This window comes from Exiguobacterium sp. s101 (assembly GCF_018617835.1).
GTDB lineage: Bacteria > Bacillota > Bacilli > Exiguobacteriales > Exiguobacteriaceae > Exiguobacterium > Exiguobacterium marinum.
This window is the reverse complement of record NZ_JACSKX010000001.1, coordinates 20,685-41,167: the sequence shown is the minus strand read 5'-3', so window position 1 is coordinate 41,167 and position 20,483 is coordinate 20,685. Positions and strand designations below refer to the sequence as shown.

22 protein-coding genes are annotated in these 20,483 nt (G+C 45.3%); 18 read left to right on the top strand and 4 right to left on the bottom strand.

Going from position 1 to position 20,483, the window contains the following annotated elements:
• Positions 1-37 precede the first annotated feature (37 nt).
• From KNO76_RS00190 to hfq, 6 genes are all read left to right on the top strand, one after another.
• Complete coding sequence (locus KNO76_RS00190; protein ID WP_214698369.1) at positions 38-958, top strand: ABC transporter ATP-binding protein; 921 nt, start codon at positions 38-40, stop codon at positions 956-958.
• A complete protein-coding gene (locus KNO76_RS00185; RefSeq protein ID WP_084483598.1) occupies positions 951-1,949 on the top strand; it encodes an ABC transporter permease in 999 nt (332 codons plus the stop codon). Before KNO76_RS00190 ends, KNO76_RS00185 begins: the two co-directional genes overlap by 8 nt.
• A 176-nt stretch (positions 1,950-2,125) precedes the next feature.
• Positions 2,126-3,655 carry a M4 family metallopeptidase gene (locus KNO76_RS00180; RefSeq protein WP_214881280.1) on the top strand — a complete coding sequence of 510 codons (1,530 nt, stop codon included), beginning with the start codon at positions 2,126-2,128 and terminating at the stop codon, positions 3,653-3,655.
• A 205-nt stretch (positions 3,656-3,860) separates the two neighbouring features.
• The gene (locus KNO76_RS00175; protein WP_214698372.1) at positions 3,861-4,451 is read left to right on the top strand and encodes an AmiS/UreI family transporter; all 591 of its coding nucleotides are present in this window, start codon (positions 3,861-3,863) and stop codon (positions 4,449-4,451) included.
• 333 nt (positions 4,452-4,784) lie between these two features.
• Complete coding sequence (gene miaA, locus KNO76_RS00170; protein WP_214881278.1) at positions 4,785-5,720, top strand: tRNA (adenosine(37)-N6)-dimethylallyltransferase MiaA; 936 nt, start codon at positions 4,785-4,787, stop codon at positions 5,718-5,720.
• 27 nt (positions 5,721-5,747) lie between these two features.
• Positions 5,748-5,996, top strand: a complete 249-nt coding sequence (gene hfq, locus KNO76_RS00165; protein ID WP_214878286.1) for an RNA chaperone Hfq — start codon at positions 5,748-5,750, stop codon at positions 5,994-5,996.
• Positions 5,997-6,034: 38 nt separating this feature from the next.
• On the opposite strand, the gene KNO76_RS00160 is transcribed toward hfq, so the two are convergent.
• Positions 6,035-6,547, bottom strand: a complete 513-nt coding sequence (locus KNO76_RS00160; protein ID WP_214702137.1) for a hypothetical protein — start codon at positions 6,545-6,547, stop codon at positions 6,035-6,037.
• A 155-nt stretch (positions 6,548-6,702) separates the two neighbouring features.
• On the opposite strand from KNO76_RS00160, the gene KNO76_RS00155 reads away from it, so the two are divergent.
• The 6 genes from KNO76_RS00155 (at position 6,703) to KNO76_RS00130 (ending at position 13,145) form a co-directional block, all read left to right on the top strand.
• Positions 6,703-7,881 carry an HD domain-containing protein gene (locus KNO76_RS00155; protein WP_214881276.1) on the top strand — a complete coding sequence of 393 codons (1,179 nt, stop codon included), beginning with the start codon at positions 6,703-6,705 and terminating at the stop codon, positions 7,879-7,881.
• A 15-nt stretch (positions 7,882-7,896) separates the two neighbouring features.
• The gene (locus KNO76_RS00150; protein WP_214881273.1) at positions 7,897-8,847 is read left to right on the top strand and encodes a CobW family GTP-binding protein; all 951 of its coding nucleotides are present in this window, start codon (positions 7,897-7,899) and stop codon (positions 8,845-8,847) included.
• Positions 8,828-9,610 (top strand): 5'-3' exonuclease, encoded by a 783-nt coding sequence (locus KNO76_RS00145; protein ID WP_214881270.1) that lies wholly within the window; start codon positions 8,828-8,830, stop codon positions 9,608-9,610. The genes KNO76_RS00150 and KNO76_RS00145 overlap by 20 nt, the downstream gene beginning before the upstream one ends.
• Positions 9,591-9,983, top strand: a complete 393-nt coding sequence (locus tag KNO76_RS00140) for a reverse transcriptase-like protein (protein ID WP_026826076.1) — start codon at positions 9,591-9,593, stop codon at positions 9,981-9,983. The genes KNO76_RS00145 and KNO76_RS00140 overlap by 20 nt, the downstream gene beginning before the upstream one ends.
• Positions 9,984-10,086: 103 nt before the next feature.
• A complete protein-coding gene (gene fumC / locus KNO76_RS00135; RefSeq protein ID WP_026826075.1) occupies positions 10,087-11,487 on the top strand; it encodes a class II fumarate hydratase in 1,401 nt (466 codons plus the stop codon).
• A 167-nt stretch (positions 11,488-11,654) separates the two neighbouring features.
• Complete coding sequence (locus tag KNO76_RS00130; protein WP_214881268.1) at positions 11,655-13,145, top strand: GGDEF domain-containing protein; 1,491 nt, start codon at positions 11,655-11,657, stop codon at positions 13,143-13,145.
• 17 nt (positions 13,146-13,162) lie between these two features.
• Here the strand turns inward: KNO76_RS00130 and KNO76_RS00125 are convergent, their stop codons facing one another.
• Together KNO76_RS00125 and KNO76_RS00120 are read right to left on the bottom strand one after the other, a co-directional pair.
• Positions 13,163-13,648, bottom strand: a complete 486-nt coding sequence (locus KNO76_RS00125) for a dihydrofolate reductase (protein ID WP_214702134.1) — start codon at positions 13,646-13,648, stop codon at positions 13,163-13,165.
• Positions 13,645-14,439: a thymidylate synthase gene (locus tag KNO76_RS00120; RefSeq protein WP_214881266.1), complete on the bottom strand. Its 795-nt coding sequence runs from the start codon at positions 14,437-14,439 to the stop codon at positions 13,645-13,647. Before KNO76_RS00120 ends, KNO76_RS00125 begins: the two co-directional genes overlap by 4 nt.
• Positions 14,440-14,629: 190 nt before the next feature.
• On the opposite strand from KNO76_RS00120, the gene KNO76_RS00115 reads away from it, so the two are divergent.
• From KNO76_RS00115 to KNO76_RS00105, 3 genes are all read left to right on the top strand, one after another.
• Positions 14,630-15,154, top strand: a complete 525-nt coding sequence (locus KNO76_RS00115; RefSeq protein ID WP_214881264.1) for a type 1 glutamine amidotransferase domain-containing protein — start codon at positions 14,630-14,632, stop codon at positions 15,152-15,154.
• A gap of 26 nt (positions 15,155-15,180) precedes the next feature.
• Positions 15,181-15,915, top strand: a complete 735-nt coding sequence (locus tag KNO76_RS00110; RefSeq protein ID WP_214881262.1) for a Bax inhibitor-1/YccA family protein — start codon at positions 15,181-15,183, stop codon at positions 15,913-15,915.
• Between the two features lie 78 nt (positions 15,916-15,993).
• Positions 15,994-17,103, top strand: coding sequence for an NAD(P)/FAD-dependent oxidoreductase (locus tag KNO76_RS00105; RefSeq protein WP_214881260.1), 1,110 nt, complete (start codon positions 15,994-15,996; stop codon positions 17,101-17,103).
• A gap of 38 nt (positions 17,104-17,141) precedes the next feature.
• Here the strand turns inward: KNO76_RS00105 and KNO76_RS00100 are convergent, their stop codons facing one another.
• A complete protein-coding gene (locus tag KNO76_RS00100) occupies positions 17,142-17,705 on the bottom strand; it encodes a TetR/AcrR family transcriptional regulator (protein WP_214702127.1) in 564 nt (187 codons plus the stop codon).
• 122 nt (positions 17,706-17,827) lie between these two features.
• On the opposite strand from KNO76_RS00100, the gene KNO76_RS00095 reads away from it, so the two are divergent.
• The 3 genes from KNO76_RS00095 (at position 17,828) to KNO76_RS00085 (ending at position 20,373) form a co-directional block, all read left to right on the top strand.
• Positions 17,828-18,700, top strand: a complete 873-nt coding sequence (locus KNO76_RS00095; RefSeq protein ID WP_214881258.1) for an ABC transporter ATP-binding protein — start codon at positions 17,828-17,830, stop codon at positions 18,698-18,700.
• Positions 18,701-19,495 carry an ABC transporter permease subunit gene (locus tag KNO76_RS00090; RefSeq protein ID WP_214881256.1) on the top strand — a complete coding sequence of 265 codons (795 nt, stop codon included), beginning with the start codon at positions 18,701-18,703 and terminating at the stop codon, positions 19,493-19,495.
• Between the two features lie 65 nt (positions 19,496-19,560).
• Positions 19,561-20,373 carry an aldo/keto reductase gene (locus tag KNO76_RS00085; protein WP_214881254.1) on the top strand — a complete coding sequence of 271 codons (813 nt, stop codon included), beginning with the start codon at positions 19,561-19,563 and terminating at the stop codon, positions 20,371-20,373.
• The last annotated feature ends 110 nt before the right edge of the window (positions 20,374-20,483 follow it).

The window sequence follows — 20,483 nt, the reverse complement described above, 5'->3', positions numbered from 1 at the left end:
CGCTTTTGTCCGATAGAATAAGAGAAGAGGTGAGACAATGGAACCGACGTTAAAGTTACATCAACTAACAAAAGTGATTGGTAAAAAGACGATTATCGATAATATTTCGTTAGACGTCTATCCAGGCGAGGTATTCGGATTTTTAGGACCAAACGGCGCCGGGAAGACGACGACGATTCGAATGATTGTTGGCTTGATCAAACCGACGAAAGGAAATGTATCGATTTGTGGGTATCGTGTCGACAAACAATTTGTTCAAGCGATGAACCAAATCGGAGCCATCGTCGAGAATCCAGAACTGTATAAATTTTTATCCGGACGTGAGAACTTAGAAGCATTTGCACGGATGTTACCTAATGTGGATGACAAACGGATTCAGGAAGTCATCGATCTCGTCGACTTGACTGCTCGAATCGATGATAAAGTGAAAACGTACTCCCTTGGGATGCGTCAACGGCTCGGAATTGCTCAGGCGTTGTTGAATAACCCACGAGTTCTCATTTTAGATGAGCCGACGAACGGACTCGACCCAATGGGGATTCGAGATTTGCGATTATTCATTCGTCGTCTCGTAGAAGAGACGGGACTGAGTGTTCTCGTATCGAGTCACATCTTGGCGGAGATTGAACTACTTGCGGATCGAGTCGCTATCATGTCCCGAGGTAAGATCGTCAAAGTAGGTACAGTTGAATCATTAATTGAAGAACTTGCATCGACAGTTGACTTGCATGTCACTAATAGTTTTGAAGTGTTACCCATCGTTCAAGGATACGTTGGAATCGATCAAGCGGACGTGGTTGATGAGCGAACGATTCGTATTTCGATGAACGTTGAAGAGACGGCAAAGTTGAATCGCTATTTAATAGAAAGAGACGTCGAAGTGTTCGGACTCGAACGACGGGTGCAGACACTAGAAGACCTCTTCATCACATTGACAGGCGGTGATCATATTGCCTAATCCATCGATGCTTGGCCTTATTCGTAATGAAGTATTAAAGATTCATCGGAAACGCAGATTGATGGTTGTCTCTATTATCTTGATCGTACTCGTCTCCATGTTTACGTACGCAAACTATCGTCAAATCGAGAAGCAACGTGAAGAACAAGGCACGATTGATTGGCGTGTCGATCTCCAGCAAGAGATCATCGATACGCAAAACCGACTCGCCTCTGCGAACGTCCAAGACGAGTTCAGGCAGATTCTCGAATTTCAAGTCCAACAGAATCAATATTATCTTGATAATGATATCAATCCGAATTATCCGGGGGCCCCGACGTTCATGCGTGTCTTCTTCTCCCAAGGGACGACGCTCGTCTTGCCGCTCTTTATCATCGTATTGATGGCGGATATCGTCAGCGGGGAACATAACGATGGGACAATCAAGACACTGTTATCCCGTCCGGTCCGGCGATTTAAGATTCTGCTCGCCAAATGGCTGACAACGCTACTCTATACATCGATCTTAATTTTTGTGACCGCCATCGTCAGTTACGCCATATCCGGAATCGTTCTCGGTTGGGACGGTTGGACCGCTCCGATTCTGACTGGTTTCCAAGCTTCACCGACCGGAACGTTCTCGACCGATTTTGTGCATACTTTGCCGATGTGGGAATACTTGCTCATGTCGATGGGACTGTCGTGGCTTGTCGTCGCTGCAGTCGGAACGATTTCACTTATGATCTCTGTATTGGTGAAAAACACGGCGACTGGAATCGGGATTATGATGGCCGTCCTCATTTCTGGGCCGCTTTTGACATCACTGGGCTCAAATTGGGATAGCTCGAAATACCTGGTGAACGTCAACTTCGGCCTTCATACCTATTTGGAGGGACAAGCCCCACCCATTGATGGGATGACATTACCGTTTTCTCTACTTGTCATTCTCATTTGGTCGATGGCCGCCCTGGCGTATGCGTTTTATCACTTTACGCAAAAAGATGTCTATTAATTTGTTAGTGCTACCTTCCTAGGTAGTACTATTTTTTATTGGCTGAAATGAGGATAAGAGAATAGGTTTTGGTCCGGATGACTCAATATTTAGAATTGTCAAAATAATTAAAAAGATGGATACAACCCTTTTGGTAAAGTGTGTAAAGTAAGAGTTATCACAAAGGAGGGAAACACATGAAAAAATTTGTATCTACATCATTAATCGCAGGCATCTTGCTCGTACCACAACTGGTCGGTGCGGCAGAATTGAAGTCAGGCACATTGACGAAACCATCAGCAAGTGCACCAACGACGATTGTCAAAGAGTACGTCAAATCAAAAGGTGAATTCAAGACGATCGAGTCGAAGTCGGACAAAGTCGGGAAAGTGGTTAAGCTTCAACAAACAGTTGATGGCGTGCCCGTATTCGGTGGTGTGGTAGTCGGTGTCGTAGATGAAGCGGGTCAATTGAAGACGGTTGTAGACGATGCCAAATCGGTGAAAAACCTACATAAATCAATCAAGTTAAGCGAGAAGAAAGCCATCGCGAGTTATAAAAAGCTCGTTGAACATAAAGGGGCTTACGAGCTCGAACCTGAAGCGGAATTAATTGTTTATCCAAAAGGTGACAAGTCGGTCTATGCGTATCAAGTGACCGGAACAATCCTTGAAGCGGAAGAACCGTCGCGTTGGACATATTTCATCGATGCGGGTACTGGAGAAGTTCTCAACAAATTCGATCAATTGGCACACGCTAAACCGACGAACGGTGTGACGGGCACAACATATACAGGAACGGGAATCGATGTTCTCGGCTATAGCCAGACATTCAAGACAACGAAAAGTGGTTCATATTACTATTTACAGGATTCAACACGAGGAAAAGGAATTTATACGTACGATGCTGGAAACCGTACACGCCTTCCGGGTTCACTTTGGGCTGATGTCGATAACGTCTTGAACACCACGTATGACCGTGCAGCGGTTTCAGCACACGTCAACGCAACGAAAACGTATGACTTCTATAAGAATACGTATGGACGTAACAGTTATAATAACGCTGGTGCTGCCCTCAACTCGACGGTTCACTATAGCCGTAGTTACAACAACGCGTTCTGGGATGGTAGCAAGATGGTATATGGTGACGGAGATGGTCAGACGTTCACATACCTTTCAGGTGCACTTGACGTAGTCGCTCATGAATTGACACACGCGGTCACGGAGTATACGGCAGGGTTGATCTATCAAAACGAATCTGGTGCAATCAATGAGGCAATATCAGATATTTTAGGAACGGTTGCCGAATATAGTGTCGGTACAAACTTCGATTGGTTGGTAGGGGAAGACATCTACACACCGGGAGTTGCAGGCGACGGACTTCGTTCGATGGCAAACCCTGCCGCATATGGAGACCCAGATCACTACTCGAAACGTTACACAGGGACACAAGACAATGGTGGGGTTCACATCAACTCGGGTATCGTCAACAAAGCGGCATACCTCTTAGGTAACGGTGGATCACATTACGGCGTATCTGTACAAGGTGTAGGAGTCATGGAGATGGGGGATATCTATTACCGCGCTCTAAACGTTTACTTGACGCCAACATCAAACTTCTCAAGCCTTCGTCAAGCGGTTGTGCAATCCGCAAAAGACCTTTACGGTTCAACGAGCCCGCAAGCGGTATCGGCTGCGAAATCATTTGACGCTGTCGGAATCTATTAATACCTCGAAATCCTTTCCGGATGTTCCGGAAAGGATTTTTTTTACATAGGAAAGGGTCATTGATGGAATGATTCAAATGCTTGAAAACGAGTAATGGATGACGTTCTCGTGAACAATAAAAATTCCCCTTGCACTGTAAGCGAATTCAAGCTAAAGTGATACAGTAGAATAGAGGTCAGACATCTGTACAAAAGGGGTAATGAATGTGGGTAACGTAAGTTTATTATTTGGTGGCGTCGCGCTATTTTTAAATAGTCTTGTCCTTCTCGGGAAGGTAGATACAAAAAGTGCTGGGGTATTTAGTCTGTTTACAGGAATCTTACAAACGTTTATCGCCACGTGGTTATTGATCGGGGCAAGTCCTGAAGAGCAGTTCGGTCTCGCAAGCATTTATCTGTTTTCATTCACTTATTTATACGTTGGTGTGACATTTATTTTGAATTTAGACGGTCGTGGAGTCGGCTGGTTCTCGTTATTCGTATCGATTGCAGCTTCATTTTATGGGGTGATGGCGATTGCTGGCGGCGATTCAATGGGTGCGTTGACGTGGTTCTTCTGGTCATTCTTATGGTCGCTCTTCTTTTTCGGGATGGGACTTGGTCGACCAAACGAGGCATTTACAGCTCGTGTTGCCCTTGTATTGTCATGGTTAACTCTTATTGTTCCAGCGATGATCGGGATGGCAGGACTTTTGAACGGGTTATACGAGATGATTTGGTGGGCTGCGAGTGGTACAGCAATTCTTTACTTCATCGTATCCGTTAAGCGTACGAAACAATCCGTTGAGGTTGCGTAAATAACGTTTATAAAATCATACGAGGTCATCTAGTGTGATTCAATCGCACCGGGTGACTTTTTTAGTTCCAGTAGTTCGATATATAGTGATGGTTTTCTTGTTCTTCTTAGCGCACTCTTTATGAGTGTGTTTTATTTTGTGTCTAAATTGTGAAAAATGGGAATGAGGAAGCTAAAGGAGGCGAAAGCAGATGAGTGATGGTCTCGTGTTATTACTCGGATTACTTTTATGTGGTTGGATGCTGTTTGCCGTCGTATTTGATGATAGAATAAAAAGAAGAATTTGATGACCCGTCTCGCGAGGAGACGGGTTTTTAATTGAGGAGTGAAGAGTATGAAAAAAACACCTGTCGTCGTCATCGTCGGACCAACCGCCGTTGGAAAAACAAAGACGGGTATCGAACTGGCGAAATCGTTCGACGGCGAAATCGTCTCGGGTGATTCGGTTCAAGTGTACCGGGGCATGGACATCGGTTCAGCGAAAGTGACGAAAGAAGAGGCCGAAGGGATCCCACATCATTTGATTGATATATGTGACCCGGATGACGCCATGAGCGTCGCGATGTTTCAGCAGTTAGCACGTGCCGCCATCGATGATATTTATGCCCGTGGCAAATTACCGATTATCGTCGGCGGGACGGGGCTATACATTCGCTCCATCTTATATGACTATGAATTTGTGGAGCGACCTGTGGATGAAGCGTTGCGGGCTGACCTCGAACGATTGGCAGAAGTCGAAGGGCGTGAGGCGCTACACCAAAGATTGGTTCAACTTGACCCAGAGCGTGCTGCTACGATTCACCCGAATAACGTGCGTCGCGTCGTGCGTGCGCTCGAGGTGGCGATGCAAGGTGATACACAGACGACGGACAGTGCTCCATCCGAACATTATGATTATCGATTGTTCGTCCTTCATGCGGATCGTGAGATGCTATACGCCCGAATCAATCAACGCGTCGATGCGATGATGAAGGCAGGGCTTGTCGAAGAAGTCGAACGACTTTTGGCACAAGGATATCGTGATACGCAGGCGATGCGAGCCATCGGCTATAAGGAAATTATTCCATACGTAGAAGGAGAAATCTCAAAAGATCGGGCTACAGATTTGTTAAAACAACATACAAGACAATTTGCCAAACGGCAGTTGACGTGGTTCCGACATCAATTTGATGGAATTTGGGTAGATATGGGACGAAAATCATTTGAACTATCATATAAAAGTATTTATGATGATGTAGAGGAGTTTTTTCGAAAATTCCGATTATTTTAAAGAGATAAAGACTAGGGGGAATCCAGCATGAAAGCGAGCTACAACATCCAAGACCATTTTTTGAATCAACTTCGAAAAGAAATGGTGCCAACGACTGTATTTTTAGTAAGTGGGTTTCAAATTCGAGGTATCATCAAATCATTTGATAACTTTACTGTCATCGTCGAATCGGAAGGGCGTCAACAGTTGATCTATAAACATGCGATTTCGACATTTTCACCGGCACGTAACGTGACGCTTTATGAGCCGGATGCAGTAGAAGTAACAGAAGGATGAGCATAAGAAAAGGAGCGGGCCGGGGACCGCTCCTTTTCTTATGCCGTTTTTGATGTTCCTGGCTGTTTGATTGCCTCAAGTACACGCTGTATGGCGCATCCACCGAGTAGAGAATCTACTTGACCACAAATCTGAGTTGGTGTTGACCGATGTAACAATGTGTATGTCCGTTTCCATGCCCGTTCAGCCGATTGAATTCGGACGAGCAGGTCAGCATGGCTTAATTCTTTTAACTTGTCGATGTTGAGGCGGTTCGTACGTGCGAAGGCCGACAGAATCACTGCTTTCGCTAGAGGGGTCTGAAGTGGGTACCCGGATAGCTCGAGAGTAGCCATCGCCCCTTTCATCTCATGTTCGACGATTTTGTCGAGTGACTCATCTTTTGCATATGGATTACCGGAATGGTGCGTAAGAGACTGCTCTAAATCTTGCATTCCCACCGGACAAGCAGACGCTTGTAAAATATGTTCAATCGATTGCTGTTCTTGTGCATAACGTGTCGCTTCCCCCGAGGCGATGAAACGTTCATACGTATCGATTAATGAAATCATTCTCGTTTCCCCCTTTATAGAACTACCTTTATCGTACCAATAATCGTAAGCGCTTTCAATATGGTGGAGACGAAATTGAAACCCTACTAGAAAGTATGTTCGCCTAATGCGTGGAAACACGATACAATGTCAGAAGATGCGAGGAGGGAATGTATATGAACTATTACCAACAGATTGATCCGATCATAGGTACTTCTACGAACCAAGAAAGATTTCGAATACCTCAAATTGAAAAATCGAAAGAACGTTTAGACCGGTTACAGGACGGCGCACCTGTCCAGACGAAAGCGCTTGTCAGTACGGTTGAAGTGAAGGAAGGGAAGAGCGGTGCGAAGTGGCTACAACTAAGTGTCACGACGGCGACCGGGATGATGCGCGCGAAACATTGGCTCCGTGGGAACGAGAGCGAACTACTTCCAATCTATGAGTCTGGCGTGATTGAATTGTCAGGAAAAATCGATATCTATCCAAAACCAGATGGTGCAAAATCAATCATTATCGACCGGGTTCATCCCATCTCAAAAGATGAAGCCATCTCTTTACTCCCTGGCTTACCGGGTGACGAAACGATGGAACAATTTGCTGATGAGTTATTCAGCTTAATCGATACGTTGTCGCCGACTTATCAACAGATCGCCTATGGTCTCCTTGATTTCGTTTGGGATGATTTCGTACTGTCGCCAGCAGCGCTTTACCATCATCATAATTACGCTGGAGGATTGCTGAAGCATACCGTTTGCATGTTACGTCTCGGATATCGGATTCAAGAACAGGATGACTATTTGGCCATGGTGTTCCGTGTAATCAAAGAAGCCGAGCAGTTGCATAAAGTCGACCTTTGGAATACGATGAACGGGGTTAAAATTGAACAGGCCTATAAAGGAACGTTCGAATCATTGTATGCCGCATGCGAAGCGATGGCAGAACGGAAAGAGCCATTGAACTGGGACGAACTCGCACTTGGAATCCTTTTTCACGACATCGGAAAAATATATGAATACAGTCATCTGCTATCTAGTCCGAATCGTTTTGAAAAACTATCTCCTGTTGAGGGTACAATTGAAACGACCGGCATCTCGATCAATCCGATTGGGACATTAATTGGGCATATGCCATACGGTGGCCTGTTGTTCGAAGAGACGTTACGCCAATCAAAGATTCGACTGCCGATCGACGTTCATCATCGTATTTGGCATATGATTTTATCGCATCACGGGAAGCGTGAGTGGGGATCAAGTGTCTTGCCGATGACGACGGAAGCTTGGATGCTTCATTTGATTGATTTATTGGATGCGCGCTATGAGAAATGGGCTCGCGCACACGAAGAACTGTAAGAAAAGGGTGATAACATGATTCCCGTACAATTAGTGACCGGGTTTTTAGGAGCAGGCAAGACAACATATATGAATCGTTTACTCGCTGCGACCGATGAGAAGATTTGTTTGATTGTTAACGAACTTGGGTCAGTCAATATCGATGAACAGTTGATTGTGAAGATGGACCAGGAGCAAATCGAGCTCTCGAACGGCTGTATTTGTTGTTCGATTCAAAATGACTTGAGCAAGACGTTTTATCAACTCGTGGCGAAGAAGGGGACATTTGACCGAATCATCATCGAGACGACTGGTGTTGCCGACCCGGCCCCAATCATCCAGACAATTTATTATGATGAATATTTACGACAACACTTCAAGATGAATGCTATCTTAACTGTCGTGGATGCAAGCCAAATGGATCGCGAACTGTTTAAAGAAGGCATTCATCAAATCGCCTATGCGGATTTGATTTTGTTAAATAAAACGGATTTAGTCTCAGTGGAAGAGCTAGACCAGGCACGTCAGCGAATTGAACAACTCAACCCGACGGTACGGATTGTGGAGACTGTCCAAACAGTAGGCGATTACGAACTACTCGAAAATACGTTCCAACTGTCACGAGTCGACGAACAGAAGTTGAGTCAACTGACGGAGATGAGTGAATCGGTGTCTTCCCTTCGTGCGATCACACTGAATGCTGAGCGCCCTTTGTCTCGGGAGCGGGTGACCCGTTATGTCCGTGAGGTACTGATGCATTATGAGGATTCGATATATCGGATGAAAGCGATTGTCCGACTAAAAGACGAGAATCGAAAGTTCGTCATTCAAGCAACGAATCAACTGATGGGTGCGACGTTTGCAAACGAGGTACATGAAGGGGACCGTTCGGTATTCGTTTGGATCGGGAAGGAATTAGATGCCGAAGCATTGGCACGAGGATTAAAATCATGTGAGGTGGAGCAGAATGAAGCTCATTCTAGTTGATGGATTTAACTTATTGTCCCGCTATTATTTTGCAACGGAGCGTAGACGGGCACAAGATCCGGACGTAACGGTGAAAGGCTTGCTTCGAAAAGTAGATTCATGGACGACAGACTTTTCGCATATTGCTTTCTTTTGGGACGGAACGCGAGAGTCCACACATCGTTATGCTATGTACCCTGAATATAAAGCGACGCGTAATGGACTGCCTGAACCATTGTTTGATGACTACTTGAAATTGAGGGTCGCTTTGGATGAACGAGGCATCTTACAATCCGAGTTGACCGGATACGAGGCCGATGATTTGATGGGTGCGGTCGCGACAGCTTTTCCCGGGGAATCATACCTTTATTCCTCTGACCGTGACTTACTTCAGTTGTTATCACCGAACGTGTTTCAAATCATGCCGAAAAAGGGAGAAGAACAGCTCGTCAACGAAGGTTCGTTTGAATCGATGTACGGAGTAAAGCCGAAACAGTTTGTTGATGTGAAGGCACTCCAAGGAGATGCTTCAGATAATATTCCAGGTGTGCGCGGAATCGGTCCGAAAACGGCAACTATCCTGATTCAACATTACGATACGATTGAGACGCTTTACATGCACGTGCAGAATGAAACGCTTGAAGCGACCCACCAAAAGTTTGCAAAAAAACTAGACGGTCATGAAGAGATTGCGCTCTTGTCAAAACGTCTGTCGCAGATTGACATTTATGCTCCAATCAATACGGATTGGGAGGCGTACCGCTTTGGTTCACATCTATTTTGACGCGGCAACCAATCAAACGACTGGAGAAAACGGCATCGGTGTTTGGATCAAGTCATCAGACGGTACAGTATCAACATTCAAGCAACGGGTGCTAGGGCTGTCGAGCGTCCATGCTGAACTAGCAGCTTGTGCCTATGCACTTGAAAAGGCGCATTTGATGCAAGAGGAGACGTCATTCATGCTCTACTCTGATGCTGACGTGGTTGTTCGTGCATTAGAGCAACGCTTCATGAAAGATGATTCGGCGAAGCCGCTCTTTCTTAAAGCGTTGATTGCGTATGATGAACTACCTACTATCTTTTTGAAATGGATTCCGCGTGTGGAAAATCGAGCGGATTTGATTGCCCGTGAGGCATTGAATGGAACGAGTTAAGTGACTAAGATCATTCTTGGTCGCTTTTTTGACGGAGTCATTTCTTTTTAGATGGTTTTTCGCTAAAATGAAAGCGTACTCAACTATAGAGGGGGAATTTATAATGGATTATCGGATCGAACGGGACACAATGGGGGAAATTAAAGTCCCAGCTAATGCGAAATGGGGAGCGCAAACGCAGCGAAGTCTTGAAAACTTTAAAATCGGTGCTGAGAAGATGCCGCTTGAGATTGTATACGCTTTTGCCATTTTGAAAAAAGGAGCGGCTTTAGCGAACGCCGAACTTGGTGTACTTGAGGAAGACAAAGCGATCATCATCTCGGAAGTTGCGGATGAGATTTTAGCAGGGCAACACGACGCCGAATTTCCGCTTGTCGTCTGGCAGACGGGTTCAGGAACGCAGTCCAACATGAACGTCAACGAAGTCATCGCGCATCTTGCCAATGAAAAGTTACAGGCACGAGGACAATCGATCACGATTCATCCAAATGATGATGTCAACAAATCGCAGAGCTCGAACGATACGTATCCGACAGCGATGCACATCGCAGCCATCCTTTCCGTACAAGATGATGTCCTACCGGCAATCGACTCGCTTTACAAAACCCTTTCGCAAAAAGCGAAAGCGTATATGGATATCGTCAAAATCGGACGGACGCATCTTCAAGATGCGACACCGGTCACGCTCGGACAGGAAATCAGCGGCTGGGTGCGGATGCTAGAACTGTCAAAACAGATGATTGAACGGACGATAGAACCACTCACTGAGCTTGCTCTCGGAGGAACGGCCGTCGGGACAGGTATCAACGCGCACCCTGAGTTCGGTGAAGTCGTAGCCAAGAAAATCTCAGAAGAGACAGGCAAGCCGTTCATTACAGCCGTGAACAAATTCCACGCTCTAACGAGTCACGATCAACTCGTCTTCACGCACGGTGCTTTAAAAGCACTAGCGATGGACGCCATGAAGATTGCGAACGATGTGCGTTGGTTGGCTTCTGGTCCGCGTGCGGGAATCGGAGAAATTACGATTCCAGAAAATGAACCGGGAAGCTCGATTATGCCTGGTAAAGTAAATCCAACGCAAAGCGAGGCTCTCACGATGGTTGCCGCGCAAGTACTTGGTAATGATGCGACGATTGGCTTTGGGGCGAGTCAGGGGAATTTTGAACTGAATGTCTTCAAGCCGGTCATCATGTACAATTTCCTACAAACATGTCGTCTATTGACGGACAGCTTACATTCATTTAATGATCATTGTGCTGTCGGGATTGAACCGAATCAGGAAGTGATTTCACGAAACGTAGAGCAATCACTCATGCTCGTCACAGCACTCAATCCGCATATCGGATATGAGAACGCTGCAAAAATTGCAAAATCGGCACACAAAAACGGCACCTCTTTAAAAGAAGCGGCATTGAAAACAGGTTTATTGACAGAAGAACAATTCAATCAATGGATTCGTCCCGAAGAGATGACTACTCCAAATCTAAAAGTGAAAAAATAACGAAAAGCGGTCGCAAGACCGCTTTTTGTATGTCTATTTTAGGACATATGACCTATGTATATGTAAAACAATAGAAAATAAATAAGGAAATAGTTGTATTTTAACCGCCGAAGTCGCATAATCGAAGCATAAGATAATTCGGGGAGTACGAACATAGGGGGACGAAAATGGAGCAAGGTCAACTCACTGAACGTATACATATGATTTTGAAGAAGATATCAGAGTCTAGACAAATTCCAAAAAGCGATATCGAATTTCTACTCGATTGGATGAAGAAGGAAGTTAAACAACGACGTTTGATGCATTTGTTAGAAATCTTTAGTCGTGTCGAGTCTGAAGCGAAGGAGTTACCTAGTGTCCTCACCCAAGCGGAAGCGTTGACCCTGATTTCACCTGTGAAGCGATATATCCATACAGTCCTAGGAATTGAACAAGAAGATGAAGACCTTGTCCTGATTTTATCAGCAAGTTTTTCTACATTTAGTCGCTATAAATCGCGTGTCGAAAAACTAGGAGCTCGTCCGGTATTTTTACAAACCCTCGAAGAAGCGGTTGAATACGATTATGAGGATGTGCCAAAAGCCATCATCATGGACGTCGAACTATGGCCGCAGTTCAAAGAACGAGACATCCAATCATTCGTCAGCAAAATGAGAAAACTCTATGTGCCGCTCATCGTCATCGGTACGAATGAACACTATCGTCTTGCTGCATACTCTTACGGATTCGATGATTATTGGGAATCGTGGGTTCCGATGGAGGAACGGTTGGTACGTCTCGGATTACATATTGAAAAATCCCGTCTCGTATCAAAGGCGTTACTCGTGGATGAATTGACAGGAGCCTTTAACCGCAAGTATTTGAAACCGACATTCTCTCGATTCATCTCGAGATTGGAGCGCTCTGGAGAGAGTTTTGCTGTCGCCTTACTTGATATCGATCATTTCAAACAATTGAACGATACGTTCGGTCATTCATACGGAGATGATGTCCTTCATCGTGTATCAGAGGAAATTCGCCATGCGATTCGCTCGAGCGATGAGCTCATTCGTTATGGTGGAGAAGAATTTTTAATTCTCTTAAATATTTCAGATCGGGCGATTGTCGAAACGGTGTTGGAGCGTGTCCGTTCAAAAATCGAAACGTTGGAGTTTCCTTATGACCATCAAGTGACGGTATCGATTGGCTACACGCGCGTCTGCCAGACGGGCTATACACTTGGTGAATGGTGCGCCTATGCAGATGAGGCGTTATACAAAGCGAAACGAGATGGACGAAATCGTGTTGTCCGTTATTCATCTGCAGTCCGTGAAGAGAAGCGGATTGCATATGTGACGATGTCAACGAATACATATATTTCGCTCGCGGACCGACTGCCTAAAGAACACCGCCGATATGAAGTAGTGTATCGTCCTTATGAAGCGTATTCTTGTAACGATAACATTGAAATGTTCGTCTTGGATGATGCCCGGGTAGATGAAGCGAGAGGTACATTGTCTGCCGTGAAGGAGCAGCGGGGGAAATATAGCCACATTCTCGCAGTATCGAAACGTACCGCATCTGAGCTTGAAGCGATTTATGATGACTATGCGGATGAAGAACATGACGAAATCATTACGAAAAAAATTGAACAGTGGCTAGAAAAACTACCAGACTAAAAAGCAGACATCAATGATTACTCGATGTCTGCTTTGTCGTATTGTTTGAACGTGAAGGAATATGCATGTCTTTCGTCTTGTGGATGATTGATTTGATTTGTGACTGTCCATTCCCCTGTGCGTTCAGGATAATACGTGTCGGCCTCGAACCTAGATTCGACTTCCGTGGCATAGATTCGACTCGTCATCGGCATCGTCTGCTCATATAAGGTGGCACCACCAATGACAAACCATTCTTCCTGCTCACTCAATTCAACAAGACGGTCCAAGTCATGCCATACTTCGACTTGATCTGCTTCAAATGAAGAATCGGACGTGACGACGATATTGCGTCGGTTTGGCAAAGCCTTTCCGATTGATTCGAACGTCTTTCTTCCCATTACGACGGTCCCGCCAGACGTGACGGTCTTGAAGTGTTTCAAGTCATCTGGCAAGCGCCATAACAAATCATTGTCTTTTCCGATTTCTCGGCTCTGCCCATACGCAACGACATGCGAAATCATACGCTCACTTCCCCTTTAATATGTGGATGCGGGTCATATCCGAGAATCTCAAAGTCTTCAAAACGGAATGATTCGATTGAGGGGACGTCTCGGACAATCTTGAGTTGTGGTAACGGGCGTGGCTCACGTGACAGTTGAAGCTCCACTTGCTCGAGATGGTTGTGGTAAATATGTGCATCTCCGATTGTGTGGACAAAATCACCAACCTCAAGGCCATTCACATGCGCAACCATGTGCGTCAGAAGCGCATAGGAAGCGATATTGAACGGAACTCCTAAAAAGGTGTCGGCACTCCGCTGATACAATTGGCAAGATAGCTTCCCGTCGGCGACATAGAATTGGAACAACAGATGACAAGGTGGGAGGGCCATCTCCTCTAGTTGTCCAGGGTTCCATGCGGAGACGATCAACCGTCTCGAATCAGGATTTGTCTTGATTTGTTCAATCACTTGAGCCAACTGATCGACGGTCGAGCCGTCCGGGCGCGGGAACGAACGCCATTGTGAGCCGTATACGGGTCCTAGATTACCTTCTTCATCTGCCCATTCGTTCCAAATACGGACTCCATTCTCTTGTAGATAACGAATGTTTGTTTCTCCCGAAATGAACCAAAGTAGTTCATGAATGATCGAACGAGTATGTAATTTTTTCGTCGTGATAAGGGGAAAACCTTCCTGCAGATTAAAGCGCATTTGATAGCCAAAAATGCTCGTCGTCCCTGTACCAGTCCGGTCTTCTTTCGCTATTCCATTGTCGAGAATATGTCGACATAAGTCATGATATTGCTTCATACGTGATGTGCCTCCTTCTCAATCTCCTACCACTAAAGGTATCATATAATATCAATATTGTAGAGTGGAAACACAAGATATAGTGGTGAGAATCATCCCTAATCAATATCATGGAACAACAATCACGATTCTTCGTTTTCGCCACTCCCGGTTTCGGGTATAATGGTGAATGAATATAAGGAGGGGTTTGATGAAACTTCAAGGAAAGAAAGTTCTTCAACTTGTCAGTAATGACTTCGAGGATTTAGAACTTTGGTATCCGGTGCACCGTCTTCGTGAAGAAGGAGCGCACGTGATCCTCGCGGGAGAGAAAGCCGATCATGCGTATATCGGTAAATATGGTGTCCCTGCCAAATCAGACGTATCGTTTGATGATGTAGACATCACTTCGTTCGATGCGATTCTCGTTCCGGGTGGTTGGTCACCTGACTTGTTACGTCGTTCTGATTCGGTGAAGGGGTTCGTCCGCTATATGGATGAACAAAAGCGACCGATCGGTCAAATTTGTCATGCTGGTTGGGTGCTGATTTCAGCGAACATTTTAGACGGGGTGAACGTGACGAGCACGCCGGGAATCAAAGATGACATGGAAAATGCGGGTGCGATTTGGCATGATGAGCCGGTCGTCGTTGACGGACATATCGTCTCGAGTCGCCGACCACCAGATTTACCAGATTATATGCGCGCGTTCATCGACGTATTCGCAAAACAGTAACTGAATCATAAAGGAGCTATACAACGTTGAACTTAAAATCGAATCCATTACTTCGTAAATCTATGCACTCTACAGCTTATAGTGCCGAGCCGATGACAAAAGCAGGGACATGGTCCAAAGTGTTTACATTGCTTCTTCTCGTGACGGCGGCAGCCGGTACGACATGGCTTGTCGTTCCTACAATTGGGGAAGAACTCTTGTTCCCGATTATGATTGGATCGCTCATCCTCGGGTTTATCTTTGCCTTGCTCATCACGTTTAAACCGAATACAGCGCCGGTCGTTGCACCACTTTACGGTATTGTTGAAGGTGTGTTTGTCGGTTCGATTTCGTATTTCTTTGAAGCGATGGTCCCTGGTATTGTGGGACGTGCCGTATTGACGACGTTTGTCGTTGCTTTTGCGATGTGGTTTGTCTATACGACAGGGCTCGTCAAAGTGACACAAAAATTCAGAGCCGGTGTCATGGCTGCCATGTTCACAGTCATGTTGCTATATCTCGTGCAACTCGTCATGAGTCTATTCGGTTCAGGGTTGGCGTTTATGACCGGTTCGAGCCCGCTTGCAATCGGCGTACAGTTTGTCATTGTCATCGTCGCTTCGCTCGCGCTCGTCTTAGACTTTGACTTTATTGCAAGTCAGGTCGAAGCTCGTGCGCCGAAACAATTAGAATGGGTGGCGGCGTTCGGATTAATCGTCACACTCGTCTGGTTGTATATTGAATTGTTAGACTTATTGTATCGTCTAGCGATGAGAGAATAACATTTAATCATCGATCCATTGGGTCGATGATTTTTTCACGAAAGGATGTGTCCATCTGTCTGAAAGGACAGATTTATGATGAAGAAAATTGTGATTATCGGGTCGGGAATCGTTGGTGTATCGACAGCCTATCATTTAGCAGGTAAAGCTGACGTGACGGTCATCGACCGTAAAGAAGAAGGACGTGCGACAGATGCGGCAGCAGGAATCGTCTGTCCGTGGATTGCGCAACGACGCAATAAAGCATGGTACGCACTCGCAAAAGGAGGTGCGCACTATTATCCGCAGATCGTGAAAGAGTTGGAAGCTGAAGGGGAAACGGAGACCGGATACAAACGGGTCGGGACTCTTGCGCTACATGAAGAAGCAAAACTTGACCAGATGATGGAGCGGACGATGAAACGACGTGAAGAGGCCCCGGAAATCGGCGACCTCGAACGATTGACCGCACAAGAGGCACAACTCCGCTTTCCTCCGTTATCTGATGAATATGATGCGCTTCTAGTAACAGGTGGAGCACGTGTGGACGGTGGGAAATTCCGAGGAGCACTCGAGCGTGTCGCCCAAAAACGCGGTGCAAAGTTCGTCTATGGTTCGGCACGATTGACTGGTGGGGATGAGATTGGCGTAGAGTGTGACGGAGTTCTCCATGAAGCGGATGAAATCATCCTTGCGGCGGGGGCGTGGCTACCGGAACTGTTACAGCCTATTGGATATACAGCTCGTGTCGACGGAGAGAAGGCGCAACTCGTTCACGTTCAATTAAAGGACACCGATGCATCGAATTGGCCGGTTGTCATGCCACCACGGAGACGGTATTTACTTGGATTTGACGATGGTAAGGTTGTCATCGGCTCAACGCATGAGAAAGGAAAAGCATTCGATGCACGACCGACGGCGATTGGTGTTCATGAAGTACTGACAAAAGCTTTGGAGTCTTCACCCGGTCTTGCTGAAGCAGAACTCATTGAAACGAAAGTTGGCTTCCGTCCAGTCACACCGAATTCGATCCCTGTGCTTGGAAGGGTGCCCGGGGCAGAAAACCTGCTAGTCGCGAACGGTCTAGGCTCATCCGGATTGACGGTAGGCCCATTCATCGGGAAAGTGTTAAGTGATCTCGTTCTTAAAGGCGACGCCGAAGTGGATCTATCGCTTTATCCGATCGAAGACTTTATCTATAAAACATGAAGAAAGGTGGCTGTCTGAAAATCTTAGACAGTCACCTTTTAACGTTTAATAACCCCGTTTAAAAAGAAATGAAAATAATCTTCCATCGTTTCTTTCATATCACCGATTGAAAAATGAGGGTCGGACAGGATGGCCTGCTGCATTAACTGAACATAGCGAAGATAAGAGGCGGTCGATAAGGTCACATCGATTGATCCTTGTTGCTTACCGTACTCAATCAGTCGGGCGAAGGCGGTGTATCCCCGGGTCGCAAGTTGTTCCCAGTTCGGGTCCTGTTGCATTGTCTTCGTAATGGTCTCATCAAAGAGAACCGCTGTCTTAATTTTTCGCTTCAAGATGTCTACGAGTAACGCGTCGAAGGGAGCATTCGATTCGATTTTTTGATCAATCCAACTCATTTGTTCCTCCGTCATTTGTTTTAATACTTCAATGATGACCTGCTCTTTTGAACCAAAATAATTATAAATGGATACGGGGGAAACGTGTGCTTTTTTAGCGAGCTCGCTTACGGTAAATCGAGATTGCTTCTCTGTCATTAAGTCAAAAGCCGCGCTTAAAATGGCCTGTCGTTTTTCTTCAGTGCGTTTTGCAAATCCATCCATTTGAATAATCGCTCCTTTCTATAGTTTTGTAATAAATATACCATTACCATTTCAAAAAAGAACGTGATATACTAATTTTGTAATTATATTAAATGAATATTTCAAAAAAAGGGGGATTCGAGATGATTCGGATTCAGCAATTGACGAAACGGTTCGATTCGACACACGGTATTTTTGACGTCTCGCTTAACGTATCACCGGGAATGATCTTTGGATTCATCGGACCGAATGGTGCAGGTAAATCAACAACGATTCGGCATTTGATGGGACTTTTGAAACCAAATGAAGGGAAAGCCTCAATCAATGGATTCGATTGTTGGCAAGAAACAGAGAAGGTGAAAGAGAGCGTTGGCTATTTGCCGGGAGAAATCAATTACCCACAAAACATGACCGGAGAAGAAATCATTCGGTTGACCCGTCATTTGCACAAAACAGATACTGACCGCGAACGGCGGCTTCGTGAACGATTTTCATTTGATGAAGCGACGAAAGTACGGAAGATGTCAAAAGGAATGAAGCAAAAGTTGGCTATTATCACGTGCTTCATGAAAGATGTGCCTGTCTATATTTTAGATGAGCCGACGAGTGGACTTGACCCGTTCATGCAGGAACGGTTAATCGATTGGTTGATTGAAGAAAAACGAGCAGGAAAAGCGATTCTCATGAGTTCACACCATTTTCCAGAGATGGAACGGACGTGTGATCGTGCCGCATTGATTAAAGACGGCCGCATTATTATCGAGGAAAACATGGGAGAACTTCGACAGCATAGTGTGAAACGATATCGAATCGAATTCTCATCAGAGACAGAGGCGATTCGATTCATCGAAGATTCCGGATCGCGAGATGGAGTACACGTCGAGGTCGCGATCACGTCGCCACGAGAATTAAACAACTTAATCCGAACGCTTGCCGACTATGAGATTCGTTCACTTGAGAGTGGCGCAGACGAACTCGAACACTTGTTTATGCAGTATTACGGGGAGGGGACATAAATGTTAATAAGATCTATGTTTAGACAAAATCGCAGTTGGATTCTCGGTTATTCAATCGGAACAAGTATCTACCTCTTCTTTTTGGCGGCTATTTTCCCGTCCATTCAGGAAACGGGATTGATTGAGGCAAAGTTAGAGTCGTTACCACCGGAACTGCTCGACGTGTTCCAAATCGATGCGACGATGGCGATGGATAATTTGCTCAATTTGTTGTCGAGTAATTATTATGGATTGATCTTTTATGTACTCGCTGTGTTGTTTGCGTTGACGTTTGCCTCAAAACTCCTCGCCAAACCGGTCGATTCTGGAGAAATCATGCTTTACATGGCGGCACCGATTTCTCGAGTCACGTATGTATTGTCCACATTTGTCATCCTCATCATTGCAGTAAGTTTTTTTGTCGGATTAAATGGGCTCAGTCTCATGGCAGCAGATGTATTGTTTGATTTACAAATCGACTATTCTGTTCTATGGATGCTTCAATTGAACGGAGCACTCATGCTGCTCGTATTAGGTGTCGTTGCTTATATGTTGGCAAGTCTGTTCGATGATAGTAGCAAATCCTATATAGTGACGGGTGGAATCTTTACGTTTTTCTTAATGGTGAATATCATTAACGGAGTGAGTGAGCAGTTCGAATGGCTAGGGAACATCTCCTTCTTCTCTCTCTTCGATGCTCCGGCCATCATGCGTGAAGAATTTGGTGGCATTCATTTTATATGGTTAATCGGCTTATTAATATTCTTTTCAGTAATCTCGTTCATCCGTTTTATCCGAAAAGATTTGACGATTTAGTTTTTCAAAATAAATTCTCGGGTATGATAGAATCAGTTCGATAGAATAAAAAGGGGATGAACTAGATGTTATATGCTACGTTAAGAAACAAGGTAGAAATTCCGATGATCGGCTTTGGAGTGTGGCAAGTCGACAATGATACTGAAGCACCAGCAGCTGTCGTTGAGGCCATTAAAACGGGCTATCGTCATATCGATACGGCTGCAATTTATAAAAACGAAGATGGCGTCGCAAAAGGAATCAAAATTTCAGGAGTCGACCGTTCAGAATTGTTCATCACATCGAAGATTTGGAATGATGATATTCGTGAGGGGAAAACAAAAGTAGCTTTTGAAAACTCATTGAAGCGCCTTCAGACAGATTATTTGGACCTTTGCCTGCTTCATTGGCCGGTAGATGGCTTTGTCGAGGCATGGAAGGACCTCATCGATTTGTATGAGGCTGGGAAGATTAAAGCAATCGGTGTATCAAACTTCAAAGAGCATCATCTTGAAGCGTTGAAAGAAGCGGGACTTATGACACCACTCATTAACCAGGTGGAACTACACCCACAACTACCACAACCGGATTTGCTAGACTATTGCCAAGATGAAGGCATTCAAATTGAAGCATGGAGTCCACTTATGCAAGGAAAGTTCTTAGACATTCCTGTCTTTTCGGAAATAGCTGAAAAGCATGACCGGACGCCTGCACAAGTTGTGCTTCGATGGCACCTCGAGTCGGGTCACGTCGCCTTACCAAAGTCGGTTACACCACACCGAATCCGTGAGAATTTTGACGTGTTTGACTTTTCACTCGATGCAGACGATTTAGCAAAAATCGACCAAGTGGCGACGGGTGAACGTCTAGGACCAGACCCAGATGAAATCGATTTTTAATCAAAAGGGACTCGCTTAGGCAAGTCCCTTTTGACGTGTAGAGTCACACGGATCGGGGTATTGATTATTATGTTGCTAAAAGGAGGTGTTTGATCTTCGTTTAGAAGATC

Excerpts from the sequence above, each read along its gene's own strand:
- KNO76_RS00190 (WP_214698369.1), top strand. The coding sequence starts at position 38 with ATGGAACCGACGTTAAAGTTACATCAACTAACAAAAGTGATTGGTAAA.
- KNO76_RS00180 (WP_214881280.1), top strand. The coding sequence starts at position 2,126 with ATGAAAAAATTTGTATCTACATCATTAATCGCAGGCATCTTGCTCGTA.
- miaA (WP_214881278.1), top strand. The coding sequence starts at position 4,785 with ATGAAAAAAACACCTGTCGTCGTCATCGTCGGACCAACCGCCGTTGGA.
- hfq (WP_214878286.1), top strand. The coding sequence starts at position 5,748 with ATGAAAGCGAGCTACAACATCCAAGACCATTTTTTGAATCAACTTCGA.
- KNO76_RS00160 (WP_214702137.1), bottom strand. The coding sequence starts at position 6,547 with ATGATTTCATTAATCGATACGTATGAACGTTTCATCGCCTCGGGGGAA.
- KNO76_RS00155 (WP_214881276.1), top strand. The coding sequence starts at position 6,703 with ATGAACTATTACCAACAGATTGATCCGATCATAGGTACTTCTACGAAC.
- KNO76_RS00150 (WP_214881273.1), top strand. The coding sequence starts at position 7,897 with ATGATTCCCGTACAATTAGTGACCGGGTTTTTAGGAGCAGGCAAGACA.
- KNO76_RS00145 (WP_214881270.1), top strand. The coding sequence starts at position 8,828 with ATGAAGCTCATTCTAGTTGATGGATTTAACTTATTGTCCCGCTATTAT.
- fumC (WP_026826075.1), top strand. The coding sequence starts at position 10,087 with ATGGATTATCGGATCGAACGGGACACAATGGGGGAAATTAAAGTCCCA.
- KNO76_RS00130 (WP_214881268.1), top strand. The coding sequence starts at position 11,655 with ATGGAGCAAGGTCAACTCACTGAACGTATACATATGATTTTGAAGAAG.
- KNO76_RS00125 (WP_214702134.1), bottom strand. The coding sequence starts at position 13,648 with ATGATTTCGCATGTCGTTGCGTATGGGCAGAGCCGAGAAATCGGAAAA.
- KNO76_RS00120 (WP_214881266.1), bottom strand. The coding sequence starts at position 14,439 with ATGAAGCAATATCATGACTTATGTCGACATATTCTCGACAATGGAATA.
- KNO76_RS00115 (WP_214881264.1), top strand. The coding sequence starts at position 14,630 with ATGAAACTTCAAGGAAAGAAAGTTCTTCAACTTGTCAGTAATGACTTC.
- KNO76_RS00105 (WP_214881260.1), top strand. The coding sequence starts at position 15,994 with ATGAAGAAAATTGTGATTATCGGGTCGGGAATCGTTGGTGTATCGACA.
- KNO76_RS00100 (WP_214702127.1), bottom strand. The coding sequence starts at position 17,705 with ATGGATGGATTTGCAAAACGCACTGAAGAAAAACGACAGGCCATTTTA.
- KNO76_RS00095 (WP_214881258.1), top strand. The coding sequence starts at position 17,828 with ATGATTCGGATTCAGCAATTGACGAAACGGTTCGATTCGACACACGGT.
- KNO76_RS00090 (WP_214881256.1), top strand. The coding sequence starts at position 18,701 with ATGTTAATAAGATCTATGTTTAGACAAAATCGCAGTTGGATTCTCGGT.
- KNO76_RS00085 (WP_214881254.1), top strand. The coding sequence starts at position 19,561 with ATGTTATATGCTACGTTAAGAAACAAGGTAGAAATTCCGATGATCGGC.